Annotated in this window: 19 protein-coding genes and 1 tRNA gene; 11 read left to right on the plus strand and 9 right to left on the minus strand. The window is 44.9% G+C overall.

Annotation, left to right across the window (positions count from 1 at the left end; translation table 11 throughout):
• Positions 1 to 72 precede the first annotated feature (72 nt).
• A complete protein-coding gene (locus E7X56_RS00620) occupies positions 73 to 645 on the minus strand; it encodes a DUF5817 domain-containing protein (RefSeq protein ID WP_135603841.1) in 573 nt (190 codons plus the stop codon).
• 87 nt (positions 646 to 732) lie between these two features.
• Here E7X56_RS00620 and rimI point away from each other — a divergent pair, with 87 nt between their 5' ends.
• Positions 733 to 1,158 carry a ribosomal protein S18-alanine N-acetyltransferase gene (gene rimI / locus E7X56_RS00625; RefSeq protein WP_135603843.1) on the plus strand — a complete coding sequence of 142 codons (426 nt, stop codon included), beginning with the start codon at positions 733 to 735 and terminating at the stop codon, positions 1,156 to 1,158.
• Here rimI and E7X56_RS00630 read toward each other — a convergent pair whose 3' ends face one another.
• Both E7X56_RS00630 and E7X56_RS00635 read right to left on the minus strand, forming a co-directional pair.
• Entirely contained in the window at positions 1,159 to 1,779 is a 621-nt protein-coding gene (locus E7X56_RS00630) for an undecaprenyl diphosphate synthase family protein (RefSeq protein ID WP_244603344.1), read from the minus strand. It lies immediately after the preceding gene.
• A 110-nt stretch (positions 1,780 to 1,889) separates the two neighbouring features.
• Positions 1,890 to 3,077: a redox-regulated ATPase YchF gene (locus E7X56_RS00635; protein WP_135603849.1), complete on the minus strand. Its 1,188-nt coding sequence runs from the start codon at positions 3,075 to 3,077 to the stop codon at positions 1,890 to 1,892.
• 136 nt (positions 3,078 to 3,213) lie between these two features.
• On the opposite strand from E7X56_RS00635, the gene E7X56_RS00640 reads away from it, so the two are divergent.
• The 8 genes from E7X56_RS00640 (at position 3,214) to E7X56_RS00675 (ending at position 9,919) form a co-directional block, all read left to right on the plus strand.
• A tRNA-Arg gene (locus tag E7X56_RS00640) sits at positions 3,214 to 3,285 on the plus strand.
• A gap of 340 nt (positions 3,286 to 3,625) precedes the next feature.
• Positions 3,626 to 5,275, plus strand: a complete 1,650-nt coding sequence (thsA, locus tag E7X56_RS00645) for a thermosome subunit alpha (RefSeq protein WP_371413327.1) — start codon at positions 3,626 to 3,628, stop codon at positions 5,273 to 5,275.
• A 179-nt stretch (positions 5,276 to 5,454) separates the two neighbouring features.
• On the plus strand, positions 5,455 to 6,012 hold the full coding sequence (locus E7X56_RS00650) for a biotin transporter BioY (RefSeq protein WP_135603851.1): 558 nt from the start codon (positions 5,455 to 5,457) through the stop codon (positions 6,010 to 6,012).
• A gap of 28 nt (positions 6,013 to 6,040) precedes the next feature.
• Positions 6,041 to 6,850 (plus strand): ATP-binding cassette domain-containing protein, encoded by an 810-nt coding sequence (locus E7X56_RS00655; protein WP_135603853.1) that lies wholly within the window; start codon positions 6,041 to 6,043, stop codon positions 6,848 to 6,850.
• Positions 6,835 to 7,659, plus strand: coding sequence for an ATP-binding cassette domain-containing protein (locus E7X56_RS00660; protein WP_167879403.1), 825 nt, complete (start codon positions 6,835 to 6,837; stop codon positions 7,657 to 7,659). The genes E7X56_RS00655 and E7X56_RS00660 overlap by 16 nt, the downstream gene beginning before the upstream one ends.
• Complete coding sequence (locus E7X56_RS00665; protein WP_135603854.1) at positions 7,659 to 8,429, plus strand: energy-coupling factor transporter transmembrane protein EcfT; 771 nt, start codon at positions 7,659 to 7,661, stop codon at positions 8,427 to 8,429. The genes E7X56_RS00660 and E7X56_RS00665 overlap by 1 nt, the downstream gene beginning before the upstream one ends.
• Before the next feature lie 18 nt (positions 8,430 to 8,447).
• The gene (locus E7X56_RS00670; RefSeq protein ID WP_167879404.1) at positions 8,448 to 8,804 is read left to right on the plus strand and encodes a metalloregulator ArsR/SmtB family transcription factor; all 357 of its coding nucleotides are present in this window, start codon (positions 8,448 to 8,450) and stop codon (positions 8,802 to 8,804) included.
• Positions 8,801 to 9,919: an SO_0444 family Cu/Zn efflux transporter gene (locus E7X56_RS00675; RefSeq protein WP_135603858.1), complete on the plus strand. Its 1,119-nt coding sequence runs from the start codon at positions 8,801 to 8,803 to the stop codon at positions 9,917 to 9,919. Before E7X56_RS00670 ends, E7X56_RS00675 begins: the two co-directional genes overlap by 4 nt.
• Before the next feature lie 21 nt (positions 9,920 to 9,940).
• Here the strand turns inward: E7X56_RS00675 and E7X56_RS00680 are convergent, their stop codons facing one another.
• Positions 9,941 to 10,174: a hypothetical protein gene (locus E7X56_RS00680; protein ID WP_135603861.1), complete on the minus strand. Its 234-nt coding sequence runs from the start codon at positions 10,172 to 10,174 to the stop codon at positions 9,941 to 9,943.
• A 535-nt stretch (positions 10,175 to 10,709) separates the two neighbouring features.
• On the opposite strand from E7X56_RS00680, the gene E7X56_RS00685 reads away from it, so the two are divergent.
• Positions 10,710 to 12,638, plus strand: coding sequence for a hydantoinase/oxoprolinase family protein (locus tag E7X56_RS00685; RefSeq protein ID WP_135603863.1), 1,929 nt, complete (start codon positions 10,710 to 10,712; stop codon positions 12,636 to 12,638).
• A gap of 381 nt (positions 12,639 to 13,019) precedes the next feature.
• Here the strand turns inward: E7X56_RS00685 and E7X56_RS00690 are convergent, their stop codons facing one another.
• A complete protein-coding gene (locus E7X56_RS00690; protein ID WP_091689327.1) occupies positions 13,020 to 13,202 on the minus strand; it encodes a hypothetical protein in 183 nt (60 codons plus the stop codon).
• A gap of 167 nt (positions 13,203 to 13,369) precedes the next feature.
• Here E7X56_RS00690 and E7X56_RS00695 point away from each other — a divergent pair, with 167 nt between their 5' ends.
• Entirely contained in the window at positions 13,370 to 14,509 is a 1,140-nt protein-coding gene (locus E7X56_RS00695; protein ID WP_135603865.1) for a class II fructose-bisphosphate aldolase, read from the plus strand.
• An 88-nt stretch (positions 14,510 to 14,597) separates the two neighbouring features.
• On the opposite strand, the gene E7X56_RS00700 is transcribed toward E7X56_RS00695, so the two are convergent.
• Genes E7X56_RS00700 through E7X56_RS00715 form a run of 4 tightly spaced genes read right to left on the minus strand, consistent with a single transcriptional unit; the run spans position 14,598 to position 18,344 of the window.
• Positions 14,598 to 15,761 (minus strand): ABC transporter permease, encoded by a 1,164-nt coding sequence (locus E7X56_RS00700; protein WP_167879405.1) that lies wholly within the window; start codon positions 15,759 to 15,761, stop codon positions 14,598 to 14,600.
• Positions 15,748 to 16,461, minus strand: coding sequence for an ABC transporter ATP-binding protein (locus E7X56_RS00705; RefSeq protein WP_305791740.1), 714 nt, complete (start codon positions 16,459 to 16,461; stop codon positions 15,748 to 15,750). The genes E7X56_RS00700 and E7X56_RS00705 overlap by 14 nt, the downstream gene beginning before the upstream one ends.
• Positions 16,445 to 17,719, minus strand: a complete 1,275-nt coding sequence (locus tag E7X56_RS00710) for a COG1361 S-layer family protein (RefSeq protein ID WP_244603345.1) — start codon at positions 17,717 to 17,719, stop codon at positions 16,445 to 16,447. Before E7X56_RS00710 ends, E7X56_RS00705 begins: the two co-directional genes overlap by 17 nt.
• A gap of 1 nt (position 17,720) precedes the next feature.
• A complete protein-coding gene (locus E7X56_RS00715) occupies positions 17,721 to 18,344 on the minus strand; it encodes a YIP1 family protein (RefSeq protein ID WP_135603867.1) in 624 nt (207 codons plus the stop codon).
• Between the last annotated feature and the right edge of the window lie 54 nt (positions 18,345 to 18,398).

Below are 18,398 nucleotides of genomic sequence, written 5' to 3' on the forward strand. Positions count from 1 at the left end.
GATTATGTGGTTCTTTTAGATATAATTTATGTGTTTGTATCCGATTGAATGTTATGATCCCTTAATTCATTTTCATGGGACCATTCGAACATATCCTTTTTTCGGAAAATAGATGTCTCCTTTTTGGAGCAGCTTTTCCAGCGTTCTCTCAAAGATCTCCTCCCTAAGGTCCTGCCTGAGCGCATGGTCGTGAAGTTCAGTTATCTGCATTTCACTCCGTGCTTTTTCAAGGATCGATAATATGGTCTTTGCTGGATCCTTCTTTTTAGGTATATGTGCAGCAGGCTTGTTTGTGGCGGGTATGTGTGTGGGATGCTTGCTTGGGGTAGGTTTGAGTGTAGCTTGATGGCTTTTGGTCTGGAACTTTAAGTTAGTGTCCTCTTCTGTGGAGTTCGATGTAAAAGTTGAGAACGTGGATTTGTCTGATATTGTGTCATATTCTCTTCCCAGTATTTTCGCCTGTAGCTTTGTGCGTACTGCAATGGCATCTTCAAGGATATCCGTTGTGTGGAATATCCTCAATTTCCTTGTCTGCAATGTAGCTCCGCATCGCTGGCACTTCGTGGTCTTTGCACCTTTCTGTTCTATCAACTGTGCAGATCTCCTGCATTTTGGACACACTATGACCGAATAAACTGGCATCATTGACTGGTTGTACTGTCTCGTATAAGTATGGCACCCTGCAAGGGCATAGCCTTCAATTTATCACCGATGATGTCATAACTCCATCACATGATACGGGTAGCTACAGGATCGGATATTCCTTCGATCGTAGAGATCGAGAATCTTTCCTTTGATGTTCCCTGGTCTTCACGCGTGTTCCGTTCCTACGCGGATTACCCCGGGTTTATTGTCATAGAGTCTGATGGTGTTATTCTTGGCTATGCTGTTCTTGTGGTCATTAAAAGGGTTGCACATCTGGCAAGTATTGCAACCCATCCGAAGTATCGAAGAATGGGGGTGGCAACGGCTCTTCTTGAAGGATGTGTAATTCTTGCAAAGCAGAATTCGTATTCTCTCATCCGTCTGGAGGTAAGAGAAAAGAACAAGAATGCCCGGGAATTCTATCTTTCGAACGGGTTTGAGGTGACGGGGAGCATTCTCAATTACTATCCGGATGACAATGCCATTGTAATGGAGCTGGATCTGGGGCGTTGATCATTTCCCGAAGCGCCGGTGCCTCTTCTGGAAATCCCGTATAATTCTCAATAGGTCTATTTTCCTGAGGTCGTGCCAGTTGACATCTGTGAAATAGAGCTCCGAATATGCGGATTGCCAGAGCAGGAAATCGGATAGGTGCTTGCCACCGGCACGTATGATCATGTCAGGCTCTTCCTGGACCAGCAGATGTGACTCAATAACACTCTCATCGATCTCTTCTGGTTGTATCTTTCCATCCTTCACATCTGAAAGGATCGAATTGATGGCTTTTGTGATCTCCGCTCTTCCTCCAAATCCTACTGAAAGGTGAACTGTGAGCGAAGTTCCTTCACGTTTCTCTTTGATGTTTCCGTTTTCATCGTATATGAAAAATCCCACATCCTCGGGAAATGATCTCAGCATCTCCTGCATGCCTGTCGTAAGCATGGATGTCATCTCGAACTGAAGCTCTTCTTTTGTATCCAGTACATCGACGTAAGCACTGATGGTAGCGATGCCCAGCTTTTTGCACCAGCTTATAAAGGACCTGAACTTATCTTCCCCTTTCGCATCAAACAGGTCGGATTCAGAGAGTATTATTGTTATATGTTCTGGTATCTGCTCTGGTGAATTGTTCACCTGGCCGAGCAGATATTTTTCATATAGGGTTCTTATCATAAACGCCATCTTGTTTATTTGTTTTTGGAAATGATGTTTAATGTTTAATGTTCAATGATAATTATAGGTGATCACTTGGCTGTAGAGACTATCTTGATAACATCGCCATTTTCAAGCTCGTGTTTTTCTCCAAGCCTCATTTTTGTTTTCCCGTCTACTGCATAAAGGAACCTGTCGCCGATATCACTATGTACGCGGTAGGCAAGGTCGTGGGCTGTGGATCCTTTCTTCATGAGGAACGCGTCAGGCAACATCCTGTCGTTCTTGTCAGACCATTTTCCTTCATCCTCTACCGGATATACCACTATCAGGTCGAGAAGGTCAAATACCGCCCTGTTGATGCACTCCTGTATCCCGCCGCCACCGGTTCCCATCATGCTCATGAGGTCCTTGAGGCTGTTCAGGCCTTTTTTCTGTGCATCGTTTATGTCCTCGGAGATTATCTCGAAGTCCTCATCCCCCGGGAGATAGTTTATGATCTCATTCTTTGCAGCTGACCTTAATGCAAGCTCTGCAGCAGCGCTGGTGGGCACTACTATAAGGTCGAGATCATTGAAGTTCCTGAGGTTCTCTTCCGGTGCTATATCGATCTTGTTGGCAGCTATCATTGTAGGCTTGCTGATGGCACGGATGGCATCACAAAGTCTGATCATGTCCTCGTCTGTCCATTGTGTGCATTCGCATGGCATGTCACAGCAAAGAAGTGCTTCGTGTGCCTGTGATTCATTAACTCCGGCACCCATTAGCTGATCGGATATGACCTCTGACATCTTGAGACCTTCTGCTTTGATCTTGCGTGACAGCTTTTCCCAGTTGCGTTTGAGAATGCCAGTCATCCACATGGTGATCTCATGGTTCAGGAAATCCACATCCTCAAGAGGGTCGTGATCCCCGACATCCACAGGATTTCCTTCTATATCCGTGGCCCCGGATGCATCAATTACATGAATTATCGCCTGTGCCTGCCTGAGCTCATCAAGGAACGCATTCCCAAGACCACGGCCCATGTGTGCATCAGGCACAAGGCCGGCCACATCGATAATTTCGATGGGCACGAACCTGATCCCATCCTGGCAGTTGCCACAGCGCTTATCTTTCTGCGTACATGGGCATTCCACCCTTACGTATGTTACACCTCTGTTCGCATTGATCGTGGTGAACGGATAGTTCGCGATCTCCACATCTGCGAGGGTAGCTGCCTTGAAAAAAGTTGATTTTCCTGCATTTGGTTTTCCTGCAAGGCCTATGGTCATTGACATGCTTTACACATCATCCTTGAAGCATTTAACTTTTATTCATGATGAGTTTCCATTTGACATGATATAGATCAACTGAAATATTCTCCTGACCAGTAATATTTATATTGCAGTAAGTTATTAGGAGTCTGTCCAATGTGTCTCGGTAGGGTAGAGGATATCCTTGGGGCTTGCGGAGCCTTAGACCCGAGTTCAATTCTCGGTCGGGACGTACTACTTAGGGTTTAACACCCGAACACTTCGCAAAGGTTAGATCTTAAATAACCTTTGTGGGGTTCTTTTTATGAGATTTTCGATTATAATTTATGATCTAAGAGTACATTTAGTCGGAATGGTACTTTTGTTCAGTCTACTTTTATCTTATTCCATATGGTCTGTTATTACAACTGTTGGGATAAGTGTTGATTGTTGGCATTCTCAAGCTCATTTTATATTAGAAGTTCGACTTCAACCATTGGTTATCCTTATATAGAAGTTCATTCATTTAGAACGAACGGATTGAGCACATAATGTGTAATATTTGTGTAAATCCAATCTGTATTTCAAAATAATTGAAATTAATTTATCAATGCTATTTAGGAGGGCTAAATATCTTACCAAATGGAAGTCAGAGTATCCGCGGCAAGGATGCTCAGAGTATTAATATCCTTGCAGGAAAGGCCGTTGCAAATTCAGTTCGTACAACACTTGGTCCAAAGGGAATGGACAAGATGCTTGTGGACTCTATGGGAGACATCGTCATAACCAACGATGGAGCTACCATTCTGAAGGAAATGGACATTCAGCACCCGGCAGCTAAGATGATCGTCGAGGTCGCAAAGACACAGGATGACGAAGTAGGGGACGGAACAACTACCGCAGCTATCCTTTCAGGTGAGCTGCTCTCAAAGGCAGAAGAGCTTATTGACAAAGGCGTTCACCCAACTATTATATCTGAGGGTTACAGGCATGCTGCAAAGAAATGCCGTGAGATCCTTGAGACCATCACAATTGACGTAACTCCTGAAGACACAGCAGCTCTCATGAAGATCGCAGCAACTGCTATTACAGGCAAGGGCGCTGAGTCATACAAGGAAAAACTCTCCAAGCTTACCGTTGATGCAGTTACAAGCGTAGTCGAAGGGGAAGATGGTGCTTTAGTAGTCGACACCGATAACATCAAGGTTGAAAAGCGTGCAGGCGGAAGTATCACTGATTCCAATCTTGTCTCTGGTCTTGTTATTGACAAGGAGCGCTCACATCCAAACATGCCTGAAAAGGTAGAGAATGCAAAGATCCTTCTCGTAACCTGTCCTATCGAGTTCAGAAAGACCGAAATGGATGCAGAGATCAAGATCACCTCACCTGACCAGATGCAGATGTTCCTGGACCAGGAAGAGAAAATGATGAGAGAGATGGCTGAGAAGGTAATCAGCAGTGGTGCAAATGTCGTATTCTGCCAGAAAGGTATCGATGATATGGCACAGTACTACATCGAAAAAGCTGGAATTTACGCTGTCAGAAGGGTAAAGAAGAGCGACCTTAAGAGGCTCAGCAAGGTTACCGGTGGTACACTCATCCAGGACCTCGACGAGGTCACACCCGAAGACACAGGAACTGCAGATCTTGTAGAGGAAAAGGAGGTCCGAGGCGCAAAGATGACCTATGTGACCGGATGCCAGAACACCAAGGCAGTAACAGTCCTCCTCCACGGCGGAACCGATCATGTGGTAGCTGAACTTGAGCACGCAATGAACGATGCTATTCGTGTAGTTGGAGTTGTTATTGAGGATGGCAAGGTCGTAGTAGGCGGAAGCTCACCTGAGGTCGAACTTTCATTAAGACTCAATGAGTACGCATCCACTCTTAAGGGAAGGGAGCAGCTTGCAGTCAGCAAATTTGCTGAAGCTCTTGAGATCATCCCACAGACACTTGCAGAGAACGCAGGTCTTGACCCGATCGACATAATGGTGGAACTCCGTTCCCAGCACGAGCAGGGCAACAAGAACGCAGGTCTTAATATTTACACCGGGGATGTTGTCGATATGTGGGAAAACGATGTAATTGAACCACTGCGTATCAAGACACAGGCTATCAACGCTGCAACCGAAGCTACTGTCATGATCCTGAGGATCGATGATCTAGTAGCATCAAGTGGTGGATCAGCAGGCCCAACACCTGGTATGCCTGATGTTGACCTGGACATGGACGCCGGGTTCTAATTTCAGTCAAACCTTACTACTCGTGTCGGGTTTCCCGACACAGTTCTCTTTTTATTATTGATCTTCTCGTAGTACTGCTCTCTTTTACTACTGTTCTTCTTTGTTTGTCAGGTTGTTTATCTGAAAGGTTTGCTTTGTAAGGGGAAAGTATTTATCCACTGTCAACCAGTTAAGAAAACATGGTTAACAGCGATACTAATACTTCTATCACATCGTCTCGTCCCTCCAGTGATATCAGAAAAATGGTATATGCATCTCTATTTGCTGCATTGACTGCCATCGGGGCCTACATCACTATCCCGCTTGGTCCGATCCCATTCACCCTTCAGGTTGTGTTCGTCCTGCTGGCAGGTGCAATGCTTGGAAGCAAATGGGGTGCAATAAGTATGATAGTTTACACCCTGCTCGGAATTGCCGGTCTTCCGGTATTCTCAGGTGGCGCTTCAGGGATCGGTGTGATCCTGGGTCCTACAGGCGGATATATCATTGGTTTTATCGCAGCAGCATTTGTTGTAGGTTTCCTTTTCGAAAAGAACAGGACGGAAAAGGTTCTGTTCAATGCGATCTATGTTCTCATGGGGTCAATTGTGATCTATGCTTTTGGTCTGACACATCTAATGCTCGTAGCAGATATGTCCTTCATGCAGGCGATAACTGTAGGTTTTCTTCCTTTCATTGGTGGCGCTCTTGTAAAAATAGCAGTGGCTGCTTATATTGCTACCAGTTATAAGATTTAATAAAAAAAACTCAATAACTCACTAAATCATGATAAGGTTCGAAGGTGTAAGCTACAGCTATCCGGATGGTCACCCGGTACTTGACGGGATCGACCTCCAGATAGAAAAGGGGACGTTCACTACGATAATAGGTGACAATGGTAGTGGAAAGTCTACTCTTGTCCGTCACATGAACGGACTTCTTACACCTTCAGATGGCACTGTTTCAGTATGCGGAATGGATACGTTCGATCCTGAAAACCTTTGGGAGATCCGCCAGATGGTCGGAATGGTTTTCCAGGACCCTCATTCCCAGGCTGTGGGCGCTACTGTTGAAGAGGACGTTGCGTTCGGTCCGGAGAACCTGGCACTTAAGCGTGAAGAGATCCGTAGTCGTGTATCCGCTTCTATCCTTGATGTTGGTCTGGAGGGGTCTGAAGAACACCTGCTGATGAACCTCAGTGGTGGACAGTTGCAAAAGACAGCACTTGCCGGTGTACTGGCCATGAAAGCTGAATATCTTGTGTTCGATGAGGTCACATCAATGCTGGACCAGGATTCCCGGTCCCATGTACTGGAAATTGTACTGAGGCTTAACAGGATGGGAAAGACCATTGTCTATGTGACCCACCACATGGAAGAGGCTCTTGTTTCAGATCGTGTCATTGTAATGGAGGGTGGGTCTGTTACCATTGATGGGTCTCCGGCGGATGTCTTCCGTGAACTTCATAATTCCGGACACAGCATCCCTCCGCTCATGGAACTTGTGTTCAGGCTTCAGGATTCCGGAATACTGGATAAGGGTGTGCTGCCTGTAAATGTTAATGCTCTAATGGAGGGGCTATGTCGATCGATGTGAAGGGCCTGTGCTTTTCTTACGGAAAAGAAAAAAATGAGGTTAAGTTCCTCAAAGATATCACATTTTCAATTGATAGCAGCGAGTCCGTGGGAATTGTTGGCAAGGTCGGATGCGGTAAGACCACGTTGATAAAGCATCTAAATGGTCTCCTTGTGCCGGATTCCGGAAATGTTACTGTTGATGGTTTGCCTTCTTCTAAAAAAGAAGTGTGTAAAAAAGTAGGCATTCTCTTCCAGCACCCTTCAAAGCAATTGTTCTGCAGTACCGTCTTTGAAGATATTGCATATGGTCCGACGAATTTCGGGGTAAGTGGGGATGAACTTGATAGTTGTGTTCATGAAGCGATAAGGGAGGTCGGTCTTGCTGAGGAAATACTTGAAAGATCACCTTTCAGTTTGAGTGGTGGTGAGATGCGCCTTGTCGCTCTTGCAGGTGTCTTATCCTCATTTCCGGATTATATTGTTCTGGACGAGCCTACTTCAGGCTTAAGCAGCAGTGGGAAAGCTAATCTATTCAGGATACTGGATTCTCTGAAAAATAATGGTGTCGGAATTGTACTTGTGTCTCATCAACTGGAAGACGTGCTTGATGTTGTGGACAGGTTGATCTATCTGGACAATGGAAAAATTGCATTTGAAGGAACACCTTCGGAATATCTTGCATCAATGCCTTCGCCGGTCCCACAGGTCACAGAACTTATGAGGGGACTGAAGAGATCCGGCATTGATGTGAAGGATGATATATTTTCTGTGGATCACGCATTTGAGGAGATTTATGCTGCCTGGTCAGAAAAAAGGGGTGTCCCCTGATGGCAGAACCGCTTTTTTCCTATGTGAGGGGAAACTCTTTTCTTCACAACATGGACCCACGGGCGAAGATAATTTCTGTGATGTGTCTGAGCATCCTGATATTCAATATTTCCGTGCTGTCACATCTGTTTGTTCTGGCAGTTCTTTTTGGGATGCTAACAAACATGGCATGCGTGAGCATGTCCGTAGCTATACGATCCCTTCGTCCAATGGTTATATTCTTTTGTTTCATTTTTCTTATCCATCTGTTCTTCACAGATGGAAGTCCGATCTTTTCTCTTGCTTTTTCACCAACATACGAAGGCCTTGAAAAGGGAACAGTTGTCACCGGTCGTTTCGTCCTGTTGATCCTTTTTGGTTCCCTGCTAACTTCCACCACAAGACCGGCTTTGATAACCAGTGGGATCGAGCACTTGCTTCGTCCTCTTCCCTTAGGGAAATTAGGGACTACGTCCTTTGAAGTAGCGACAATGATGTCATTGGCAATTCATTTTGTTCCACATCTGCTGTGGTATGTGAGGCAGATCAAGGATGCCCAGATGTCCCGCGGCTTGAAGTACGGGCATCATCCCATATCCGGGATGCTGTCCCTGGCAATACCTGCTTTAAGAGGGTCCATGCGTATGGCTGATGATGTTGCACTTTCGATGGAGTCCCGTTGTTATCAGGGAAATTATCGCACGTCACTCTTTGAGATGAAAATGGTAGCATCTGACCGTTTTGTCTGTATCTTCGTAGTTCTTGGCACAGCGCTAATAATATATACATGAGCACATGTTCATATATTCATGGAACGTGGCCATATATGTGAGCTGGTAGATAAGGAAGCTATCAGCTCTCTTGCATCCAACCTGCCTGAAGAAGATGCAATAGTGAGGATATCCAATATCTTCCATGCACTTCAATCGGGACCGCGCCTGAAGATCATGTATCTTCTTCTGGAAAAAGAGATGTTCGTATGTGAGCTTGAATTCGCTCTTGGAATGAGCCAGTCAGCGATATCACATAATCTTCGCACCCTTCGCCAGCTTGACCTTGTCAGGACCAAAAAGAAGGGCCGTTTTGTTGTCTATTCAGTTGCTGATGAGCACGTGAAAATCCTCCTTGAGCTGTCCCGCAAGCATGTCATGAGGTGTGCATTGTGAGCTTTGCTGATTCTGTTGCAGAAGCATTCTCAGGTATACTGATCGAGTCATGGCATATCTTTGCAGAAGCTGCTCCCTACCTGTTGCTGGGTTTTGGTATAGCGGGTCTTTTGCATGTTTTCGTTCCAGATGATAAAGTAATGCAATATCTGGGCAGTTCTGCAGGAAAGTTCAGGTCTGTTCTCAACGCATCCATTTTAGGTGTGCCTCTGCCACTATGCTCCTGCGGGGTCGTTCCTGCTGCACTATCTCTCAGAAAAAGAGGTGCTACAAAAGGTGCAACCCTGTCATTCCTTATCTCGACCCCCCAGACCGGGGTGGATTCCATTGCTATAACCTATGCCCTTCTTGATCCTATAATGACCGTCTTCAGGCCGGTGGCAACATTTGCTACTGCTGTTGTTGCAGGTGTGACCGAGAATATACTGAACTCTTCAAAGGAAGGTCCTGTTCCGGTATCTAAAAAAACGGTACAATTAACAGTGCTTCCAATGACCTCCGCTACGCCAGATGCCTGTGGCTGCAGTTCATGTGGTAGCCATGAAGGCGAAGCTGAAAACTTTGTGCAGAAAGTGAGGTCTGGCATAAAGTACGCTTACATTGAATTACTTGGCGAGATCGGTTTCTGGCTTATTGTTGGGGTCGTAATTGCAGGTATTATCTCTTTTTTCGTACCAGCGAACATGGTAGGCAGCTATCTTGGTGGTGGAATTGGATCCATGTTGCTTGCTCTTGTTGTGGGAATACCACTTTACATCTGTGCAACTGCTTCCACTCCACTTGCAGCGGTTCTTATCTTAAAAGGGATGAGTCCCGGTGCTGCATTCGTATTCCTGCTTGTAGGACCTGCTACTAACGCAGCCACGATCACTATGGTCTTGAAATTCCTTGGTAAAAGGACCACTGTAGTCTATCTTGCATCGATAGCACTGTGTGCAGTTATCAGTGGGCTTGTTCTCGATCAGATCTACTCGAATCTAGGTATCGATGCTCTTTCAATAGCAGGAAGTGCCAGTGAGATCATGCCTCAAGAAGTGAAAAACATTTTTGCAGTATTGCTACTACCATTGTTAATATACGGCATGTACAGTAGAAATGGGTGTGTTGAAAATTAATGCTATGCTGTTATCTGGTGTTCAATGGTTCTGATCGTGTCTGTGATCAGATAACATGGTTCGCATACGCTCTTTGAAAGCATCGATGATAACATCACCTATCTCTTCATCGTCGAGCATCATATGGTTATTTACCATTGTGTGATCATCGGCAGCATCCTCTTTTTCTTCAGATATTGGGATGGCAACAATTTTCCCGAAACTTTCAGGGTACTTTATTTCGTTGTTCTTCCATGAGAAATCATGTTTTTTCATTCGAGTCACTTCCAACTAACATCTTGACGATATATCTTCAAGTTCGACTATGTTGTTATTGATATATATAACTCACGATTAGCAATTAATATATTTAGATTTCCATTCTTATAGTTATCTTATTGAGAAATTCTCAGGATGGGCTATATATTTCTAAATATGATGAGTCAGGTTCAGGGGGCCACAAATTCTCTGTTCGTTCTCAATTTTAAGACCCTTGAAATTACAGAATTGAGAATGGATGATCCTAATATATTAAAATTTGAAGATAACAATTTGTTGGATCATCGTGTTCTTTCTAATTCCAATCCGATCTGTTACTCTTATATATGGAAAGTTTCAATCAATTCTTGCCTTTTTTTCTTATTATTTATATTATGGACGTGCCGACTGGTGCGGTTTTTAGAAGTTAACGGCGATAAATAAATACGATATCTTTATGTATAGGTTACCTTTTTAATCGATTAGTTATAGGCCATCTTGAAAGGCCATTATTCAAATTGTTCATTTCATGAGATAAAGGAGTTGTTTTTGGATGAAATACAGTCTTGGTATAGACGCAGGTGGAACTTACACAGACGCTGTACTTCTGAGGGATTCGGATGAGGTTATCATTGCTTCGAACAAAGCGCTTACAACATATCCTGATCCACTGGGGGGCATAAGGAATGCGATCGATGGGATCGATCATGAATATCTCAAGGACGTGAAGGTCGTATCCGTTTCAACCACACTTTCCACTAATAGTATTCTGGAAGGTACGGGTTTTCCTGTAGGTCTGATCCTTGTTGGAAACTATGAAATAAATAAGGATCTGCCAACTGAACATTTTGTTCAGGTAACGGGTGGTCACAATTATAATGGGATAGAGACAGCACCTCTGGATGAGGAGGCTGTAAGGGTCTTTGCAGCAGGGATCAAAGACCGTGTTGCAGCATTTGCGGTTTCTTCTTATTTCAGTATTCGTAATCATGACCATGAACTGAGGGTAAAAGAGATCGTCAAGGAAGCTACCGGGCTTCCTGTTGTATGTGCTCATGAGCTTTCACAGGACCTTGGAGCTTTCGAAAGGGCAGTTACTGCATTCTTTAATGCCCAGCTTATTCCTATCACTGAGAATTTTATGTCTACTGTGGAACAGTATATTGTTTCCAAAGGTGTGGATGCAAATGTTTTCATGCTCAAATGTGATGGTTCTGTCATTGGTATCAGAAGTGCTCTTGAAAAGCCGATCGAGTCTATCTTCTCAGGTCCTGCGGGCAGTCTGGTAGGTGCATCTTTCCTGACCGGTAATGATACCTGTGCTGTGATCGATGTAGGTGGAACGAGTACTGATATTTCTGTCATAAATGACGGTGTTCCGGACATGAGTGAGTCAGGTGCTGTTGTAGGCGGCTGGAAGACAAGGGTCAAAGCCATCAAGATGGAGACCTCTGCAATGGGAGGGGACAGTGATGTATGGGTCAAGGACAATCACGTCAACATCGGGCCAAGAAGGGTGATCCCACTTTGTCGTGCCGCAGATATTTACCCCGGATTTCTCGATCAGCTTCAGACGAACCCAATGCCTTCTAAAGGATTGATAGGTAAGAATTTCCAGCCAACCAAGTTCTTCATCAGGACTGGATACGACCCGATCGACATAACCGACATGGAAAAAGAGGTACTTGGCGCAATATCCGAAACCCCTACATCATTAAGGGAGATCAAGTATCGTCTGAAAAAGTATCCTTCAGCCAAACATATCGATCTTCTGCTTCAGAAACGCCTGATACAGACCATCGGTTTCACACCCACGGACGCCCTGCACGTGCTTGGTGATTATGAAGAGCACACTGTCGAGGCAGCGCAAATAGGCGCAAAGTACCTCGGTTCTCTGTGCAAGAGGGATGCTCAGGAGTTTGCTGCTTTTGTAAAACAGGAATTTGCCAAGAACATGGCATCTGATCTCATGTCCTTCTTCCTGGAGGGTATACCCAAGAACGAGATCCGTAAGATCTTTGACATCGAGTCCCCGACAAAGTTCAAGGTCGAGATGCCGGTAGTCCTGATAGGCGGTCCTGTGGTGGCATATCTTGAAAACCTCAAAGAAATACTTGATGCAGATATAGTGGTCCCTGAATTCTCGAATGTCGGCAATGCAGCAGGTGCGCTGGCAGCAAAAGGTATCCGCAGGGTGGATTTCCTTGTCAGGCCTGTTTCAATGGCAGCACCGGATTGGGAATTCTATGTTTTCTCTGAGAAAGGACGAATGAATTTCTATGAGTATGAAGAAGCACTTGAATATGCCACGACAACAGGAAAGGAAATGATCATACAGTATATGGCCGATGCAGGTCTGGACCCCGAACATGTAAAGGTCGACGTGGAGAAGGAAGAGATAATTCCTGATGGCTGGGACCACCCACTTGAGACAAGAATACGTGTGATGGGTGTTGGTGCCAGTCTTGTGGAAGAGGAGTGATAAAAAAGGCAAAAATTCTCCTTTTTCTTCCCATTTTTGTCTTCTATTTTTTCTTTTGTTCTGTTTTCTTAGTTTTCGTCAAATGGTTTAATTTTCCACTCTCTTATTAAAATTAAAATAGCTGTTAGTTCAAATTTTATATGGTAATTTCTTCTGTGCAGTGTGGGGTGTATGCTGGATGAAAGTGTGTTACGAGAAAAATAAAGATGACAGGATCACCTGTAACAGTAGGGCTGATCTCTATGCTGGCATGTGTGATGCTGGGTATATTGATCTATGAAGTTGTAATAGTCAGGCTGCTTCAGACTATCTCTGGTTCCTGAATATTACAAAAATGTCCTTTGAAGAAGGTATGCTATCTCAAAAAGAGCAGAGCTTATTTTATTCTGTAGTTTCCTCAATGTTCATTTTGTTCCTTTCATAATTGACTATCCTGCGAACGACCAGTTTTTTCTTTCCCATCCACATGTTCGGTTCTTCCGGGTAGTTATCTTTTGCGTAGTTGTAAATTTCATCAGTTGTCATATTTGAAAGTTTATTTTCCAGTTCCAGGAGATGTTTCATTGGCTTAGCCCCCTTATTTTATCTTAAACTCATTGGATGTTGTGTATTTATTGTTTTTGGTGTTTTCATTTCATATCTGGGTGCTTACATTTTCGAATAGAAATGATTATGAATTGAAACGTCTATTAAGTATCAAAAATAGCTGAAAGAAATTTGAAGGTGACAATATGACCAATAATAATTTTGAGCCAATACCAAGTTCATTAATGTTTAAGAGCCTGCTTGACAAGGACACTATCATAATAACCGCTAATCCGAGGATAGCACTTGTCATGAACGGCATCATGCGTGCTGCTAAGGATATGGATGCACCGCTCATCTTCGAGCTTGCAAGGTCCGAGTGTAATCTGGAAGGCGGATATTCCGGTTTGAAGCCATCTGACCTTTCAAGGATGGCAAGAGAAGCAGCAAAGGAAGTCGGTTTTGACATGTGGGCTTTGCATGCTGATCACATAGGTATCAAGAAAGGGACTGATGAGGACATTGAGTCTACAAAGGCCCTTGTTAGCGGGCAGATCGATGCAGGATTCACATCCTTTGCCATTGACGCATCCCACCTGTTCAACTTCCAGGGTGGTAACCTGCGTGAAGAGCTTGCTGACAATATCGATGCCACTACAAAGATCGGTCTTCATATCAAGGAGAACATGGGGAACAAGGAATATGGTCTTGAAGTAGAGGTCGGTGAGATCGGCAGGGAAGATGATCATGGAAGGGTGCTTACAAGTCCGGAAGAGGCAGTCACATTCATCAAGGCGTTGAACGAGAATGGTGTGTTCCCTCACTTTTTGGCCATTGCCAACGGAAGCGCACACGGTAACACCTATGATTCCAACGGAAATCTTATTGAACAGGTATCCATCGACATCGACCAGACAGTTGCAGTGGCACAGGCATTGAAGGACAATGGTCTGGATGTGAGGATCGCACAGCACGGTATCACCGGAACACCTCGTGATCTTATCCACAACCGCTTCCCTCACGGCGACATTGTCAAAGGAAATGTGGCAACTTTCTACCAGAACATTGTCTGGGATATCTTCAAGGTCTATGAGCCTGAACTCTTCAACGATATCAGGAACTGGACTATCTCCACATACAAAGAGAAAGCTCCGGGCAAGGGCGACAACGAGATATTCGGCAAGTTCAGCAAGTTTGCAGTCAAGCAATTCTTTGACAGGATATACTCTGTGGGTGATGACACAAAAGCTGCTATCGATGCAATGTGCTATGCTGAGACCCTTTTGTTCATAAAGGCATTCAAAGGTCAGGGTACAGCCCAGGCCGTCAGGGACTCACTTAATTAAGGTCTTTAATTGCCGGTTTTTTTTGCAAGCCGGCATAATCTTTTTTCTGATCCCTATGAATGGGATTTCCATATTTTTCTCTGTGCTCTCACTCATACCTCAATGCATCAAGAGGTCTCATATTCGATGCCTTCCATGCAGGGTACATCCCTCCAATAAGGCTTGTAGCAACACCGAACAGTATCCCTTCAAATATGTAGATCAGGGTTGCCAGTGAGAACAGGTATGATGTATTCTTTACTACCAGTGAAAGTATAAGGTAGCCTGCTCCGATGGTGAACAAACCTCCGATAAGACTTGCAACAACTCCCAGAAGCAGGGCTTCCAGAAGGAACATTGTGAGTACATCCTTCCGCGAGGCACCGACTGCTTTCATCACACCGATCTCTTTGGTGCGTTCCATTGTGGACATGAGCATGACGTTCAATATGCTGACCCCTGCTACCAGCAGAGAGATCGAACCGATCCCCATGAGGAAAAGGGAAATGGACTTGAAGGCTTCATTGATGCTTTCGAGGATGATATTGGTTGCGAAAACGGTTATTACCTCTTCTCTCTTGTTCAGGAGCTTCTCAATATCTTCTTTTATGTCGTCCACCTTGTCAAGTTCCTCTGCCCGGACGATGGCGAAATCATATTCATCCCCCTCGCCATGGTACATCTTCTCATACATCTGTGCCGATGTGAACACGCCTGTGTCTGCATCGATATCGAATCCCATCCCGCGCTCTTTCAGGATCCCTACTACCCTGAGCCTTGAATCTCCTATCTCGATCTTGCTTCCAACCCTCAGTTCAAGGTTGTCAGCAATGGAGGATCCGATCACACAATCGGTTGAGCCGGATTTGAAGAACTGCCCGTCTTCCACCTCTGCCAGCTTTTCCAGATCCTCTCGTTCGATGCTATAGATGGACCCAAAGGTATAGCTATTCTTGTATTCGACCCGGTCCCCTGTCGAATAGGCAGGAATTATGGCATCTATGCCGTCTACCTTTTTCATCTGCTGGATCTGCTTTTCTGTCACGCCGTCCTCTCCGGGTGCAGGATATATGAGAAGTTTGTCCCCTATGTCCCCGAATGAATCGGTGACCGACATTTTCAGGCTGTTCCCAAGGATCCCCATGGATGAGATGGCAATGACCCCGATGATTATACCTATGGCTGCAAGGACCGTTCGGAAGGTCTGGCGCTTGAGGTTTCTCCTTGCAAGTTGCAGGTACATGTTGCTTTGGATATCTTCAATAGATATCATTGGAGACCTCCCCGTCCACTAGCACGATGGTCTTATTGGAATATTCAGTAAGTTTCTGGTCGTGGGTGACGACTATCAAGGTCGTGCCCTCTTCATTTAGCCGGACCAGCAGTTCCATGATGCTCTTCCCGGTCTTTGAATCAAGGTTTCCGGTGGGTTCATCTGCAAGAAGGATCGGAGGTTCATTTGCAAGGGCACGTGCAATGGCAACTCTCTGTTGCTGTCCTCCTGATAGCTCGTTCGGGCGATGAGATGCATATTCGGCCTCAAGTTTTGCCTGTTCCAGTGTGCGCATGGCCCGTTCTTTTCGCAAATTTTGTGGGACCCTGCTGAATATCATAGGCATCTCTACATTCTCAATTGCAGTCAGGGTGGGTATCAGGTTGAACTGCTGGAAAATGAATCCGATATTGTCCCTGCGGATAGTTGTAAGCCTGTCATCATCAAGTTTAGTTATATCCGTTCCATTGATCTTCACTTTACCTGATGTGGGCGTGTCAAGGCAGCCTACCATATTGAGAAGGGTGGACTTTCCTGAACCGGATGCTCCCATTATCGTGACAAAATCTCCTCTTTCAATGGATATGCTGACTCCATTGAGTGCATGTATCTCACTTGCTCCGAGGGTATAGGTTTTCCTGACATTCTGTAACTGGACTATCGGATCGGACATAGGTTCCTCATCAGTCTTCGACTTCATCAGCTTCGGCATCATCTAATTCTTCTTCATCCAGGTCTTCAGGTTCTTCCACTTCTGCTGTCTTCCTGTTCTTCCAGCTATAGACGATAATTCCGGCAATTGCTATGGTTATGATCGCGATGATCCCCCACATCCATATGGGTGTTTCCTTATCCCCGCCTTCCGGTACTGAAGTACTTTCAAGGTCAATATAGCCTGTCACAGATGAATATACGTTGTCAGTGTCACGGAATTCAATAAGGATGGGTATCTCTTTTACGTCAGAGGACAGGATGCGTGCAGATAGTTCGAAACTGCTGAAATCATCTGCCTCAAGTGTGCCTACGAAGTAGTTCGCGTAAGGCTGCATGGGTGTGATATCTTCGGATTCGACAACAGATACCAGTACGTTCTTTGCATCGGTCGTGCCGAAATTATTGATGTCACCAATAAATGAATACCTGTTCCCGATCTTTGTCACTTCTATGCTGGTGAAGATCAGTGATGGCTGGCTTACCACGTTTATCTCTGTCTCTTCATTTCCGGAAACATGGTAGTTATCGCCATTGAAAAATGAGGCTGTGAATGAAATGTTCTTTGGTCCGCCTGAAGATGTCATGGTGTTGAGTGTGATTGCCACTGTGGATTTGTTGCCTGCAGCTATGTTCCCAACGAAAATTTCTGTGGGGTTGAATGAGACATTTTCCCCTTCGGGTTTGATTATGACATTGTTTACATCATTTGGTCGTGTATTGATGATGTCAAGTTCTATCGTTGAGATCTCGTTCATCACCGTTGTTGGCATTGTTGCCATTATAAGCTTTAAGTTCCTGCCATCGATCTTGACCGGGATGTTGTAGTTGAGATCGTACATGTCACTGCCGCCCACAAGTTCCATGTTCAGGAAATGGACGCCATCCTCTGCGTTTTCCTTTGCACGTATGTTGAATGCCAGTTTGATGGTATCCCGCGGTCCCAGCAGGCCGATGTCCGTGTATTCATTGTTGAGGATGTCGATATCATTGTTACCGCCAAGCGTTATACTTGCAATGTAAGCGTTCATATCGAATGTCTTGTCATCCTCCTGGACATACACTTCTCCTCCTGCCATATTCTCTATGGATATGGTGATGGTGCCGGTATCCCCGGGCATGAGGACTGCAGGCTCCATGGAATAGTCCACGACCACGGTTGGCCTGATATCTGTATCAGCTGCTGCAGGAACCGTAAGTGCCAGGAGCAGTATTAGTGTTATGCTTATAATGGCCTTTAGTGTCACTTTATGCACCTATGAACTTGCTTGCAGTGTATAATATGTAAAGTCCTACAGGCACCAGTATGGATATTGCTGCGTTCTTCACGGTCATGTGTCTTGCATGGACAAGTCCGAATATCCAGATGTTAGCACTCCATAGTGTGAAAAGGATCCCGACTATCACTGACATTTTCATTGTAGGATCATTAAGCATTGCCTGCTCCAGAAGTTCCGGGTTCTGCATGTCAAAGTTCTCAAATGAGAACGATGTTGCCATTACGATGATGCCTATGATGCCGCTTGCAATGGATGGGATGAATCCGTAGGCAACAACTTCGAGTACACGTTTGAACGTTCCCTCTCCGCCCAGGATGGATGAGATCGCATAGAATACTCCTGAATAGATGACCCACATGATTATCGCAGCAATGAATGCACCTATTGCACCGGCAATTGCCCCTATGCTTGCAAATGCTGCTGCCTCAGGGGGAAGGGTCTCCATGATCTTCTGTGTCATTATTACAGCGTTTATCGCGCCTAGAACTGCAATGAGAAGTACGATCAGAAGCGGGGTTTTCATTTCCACTTCGTTTTTCATCTTCTCTTCAAAAAAGCCGTTTGGGTTTGTAAGAACTTGAGTTAGTGTCATTCTTATTTATGTACGGAACATAGTATATATTTGTAATGGTTTCTTTTTTTCGAC

The organism is Methanococcoides sp. NM1 (assembly GCF_900774285.1).
GTDB lineage: Archaea > Halobacteriota > Methanosarcinia > Methanosarcinales > Methanosarcinaceae > Methanococcoides > Methanococcoides vulcani.

Excerpts from the sequence above, each read along its gene's own strand:
- E7X56_RS00700 (WP_167879405.1), bottom strand. The coding sequence starts at position 15,761 with ATGATATCTATTGAAGATATCCAAAGCAACATGTACCTGCAACTTGCA.
- E7X56_RS00670 (WP_167879404.1), top strand. The coding sequence starts at position 8,448 with ATGGAACGTGGCCATATATGTGAGCTGGTAGATAAGGAAGCTATCAGC.
- E7X56_RS00620 (WP_135603841.1), bottom strand. The coding sequence starts at position 645 with ATGATGCCAGTTTATTCGGTCATAGTGTGTCCAAAATGCAGGAGATCT.
- E7X56_RS00680 (WP_135603861.1), bottom strand. The coding sequence starts at position 10,174 with ATGAAAAAACATGATTTCTCATGGAAGAACAACGAAATAAAGTACCCT.
- E7X56_RS00705 (WP_305791740.1), bottom strand. The coding sequence starts at position 16,461 with ATGAAGTCGAAGACTGATGAGGAACCTATGTCCGATCCGATAGTCCAG.
- E7X56_RS00665 (WP_135603854.1), top strand. The coding sequence starts at position 7,659 with ATGGCAGAACCGCTTTTTTCCTATGTGAGGGGAAACTCTTTTCTTCAC.
- E7X56_RS00685 (WP_135603863.1), top strand. The coding sequence starts at position 10,710 with ATGAAATACAGTCTTGGTATAGACGCAGGTGGAACTTACACAGACGCT.
- E7X56_RS00690 (WP_091689327.1), bottom strand. The coding sequence starts at position 13,202 with ATGAAACATCTCCTGGAACTGGAAAATAAACTTTCAAATATGACAACT.
- E7X56_RS00660 (WP_167879403.1), top strand. The coding sequence starts at position 6,835 with ATGTCGATCGATGTGAAGGGCCTGTGCTTTTCTTACGGAAAAGAAAAA.
- E7X56_RS00650 (WP_135603851.1), top strand. The coding sequence starts at position 5,455 with ATGGTTAACAGCGATACTAATACTTCTATCACATCGTCTCGTCCCTCC.
- rimI (WP_135603843.1), top strand. The coding sequence starts at position 733 with ATGATACGGGTAGCTACAGGATCGGATATTCCTTCGATCGTAGAGATC.
- E7X56_RS00635 (WP_135603849.1), bottom strand. The coding sequence starts at position 3,077 with ATGTCAATGACCATAGGCCTTGCAGGAAAACCAAATGCAGGAAAATCA.
- E7X56_RS00715 (WP_135603867.1), bottom strand. The coding sequence starts at position 18,344 with ATGACACTAACTCAAGTTCTTACAAACCCAAACGGCTTTTTTGAAGAG.
- E7X56_RS00655 (WP_135603853.1), top strand. The coding sequence starts at position 6,041 with ATGATAAGGTTCGAAGGTGTAAGCTACAGCTATCCGGATGGTCACCCG.
- E7X56_RS00695 (WP_135603865.1), top strand. The coding sequence starts at position 13,370 with ATGACCAATAATAATTTTGAGCCAATACCAAGTTCATTAATGTTTAAG.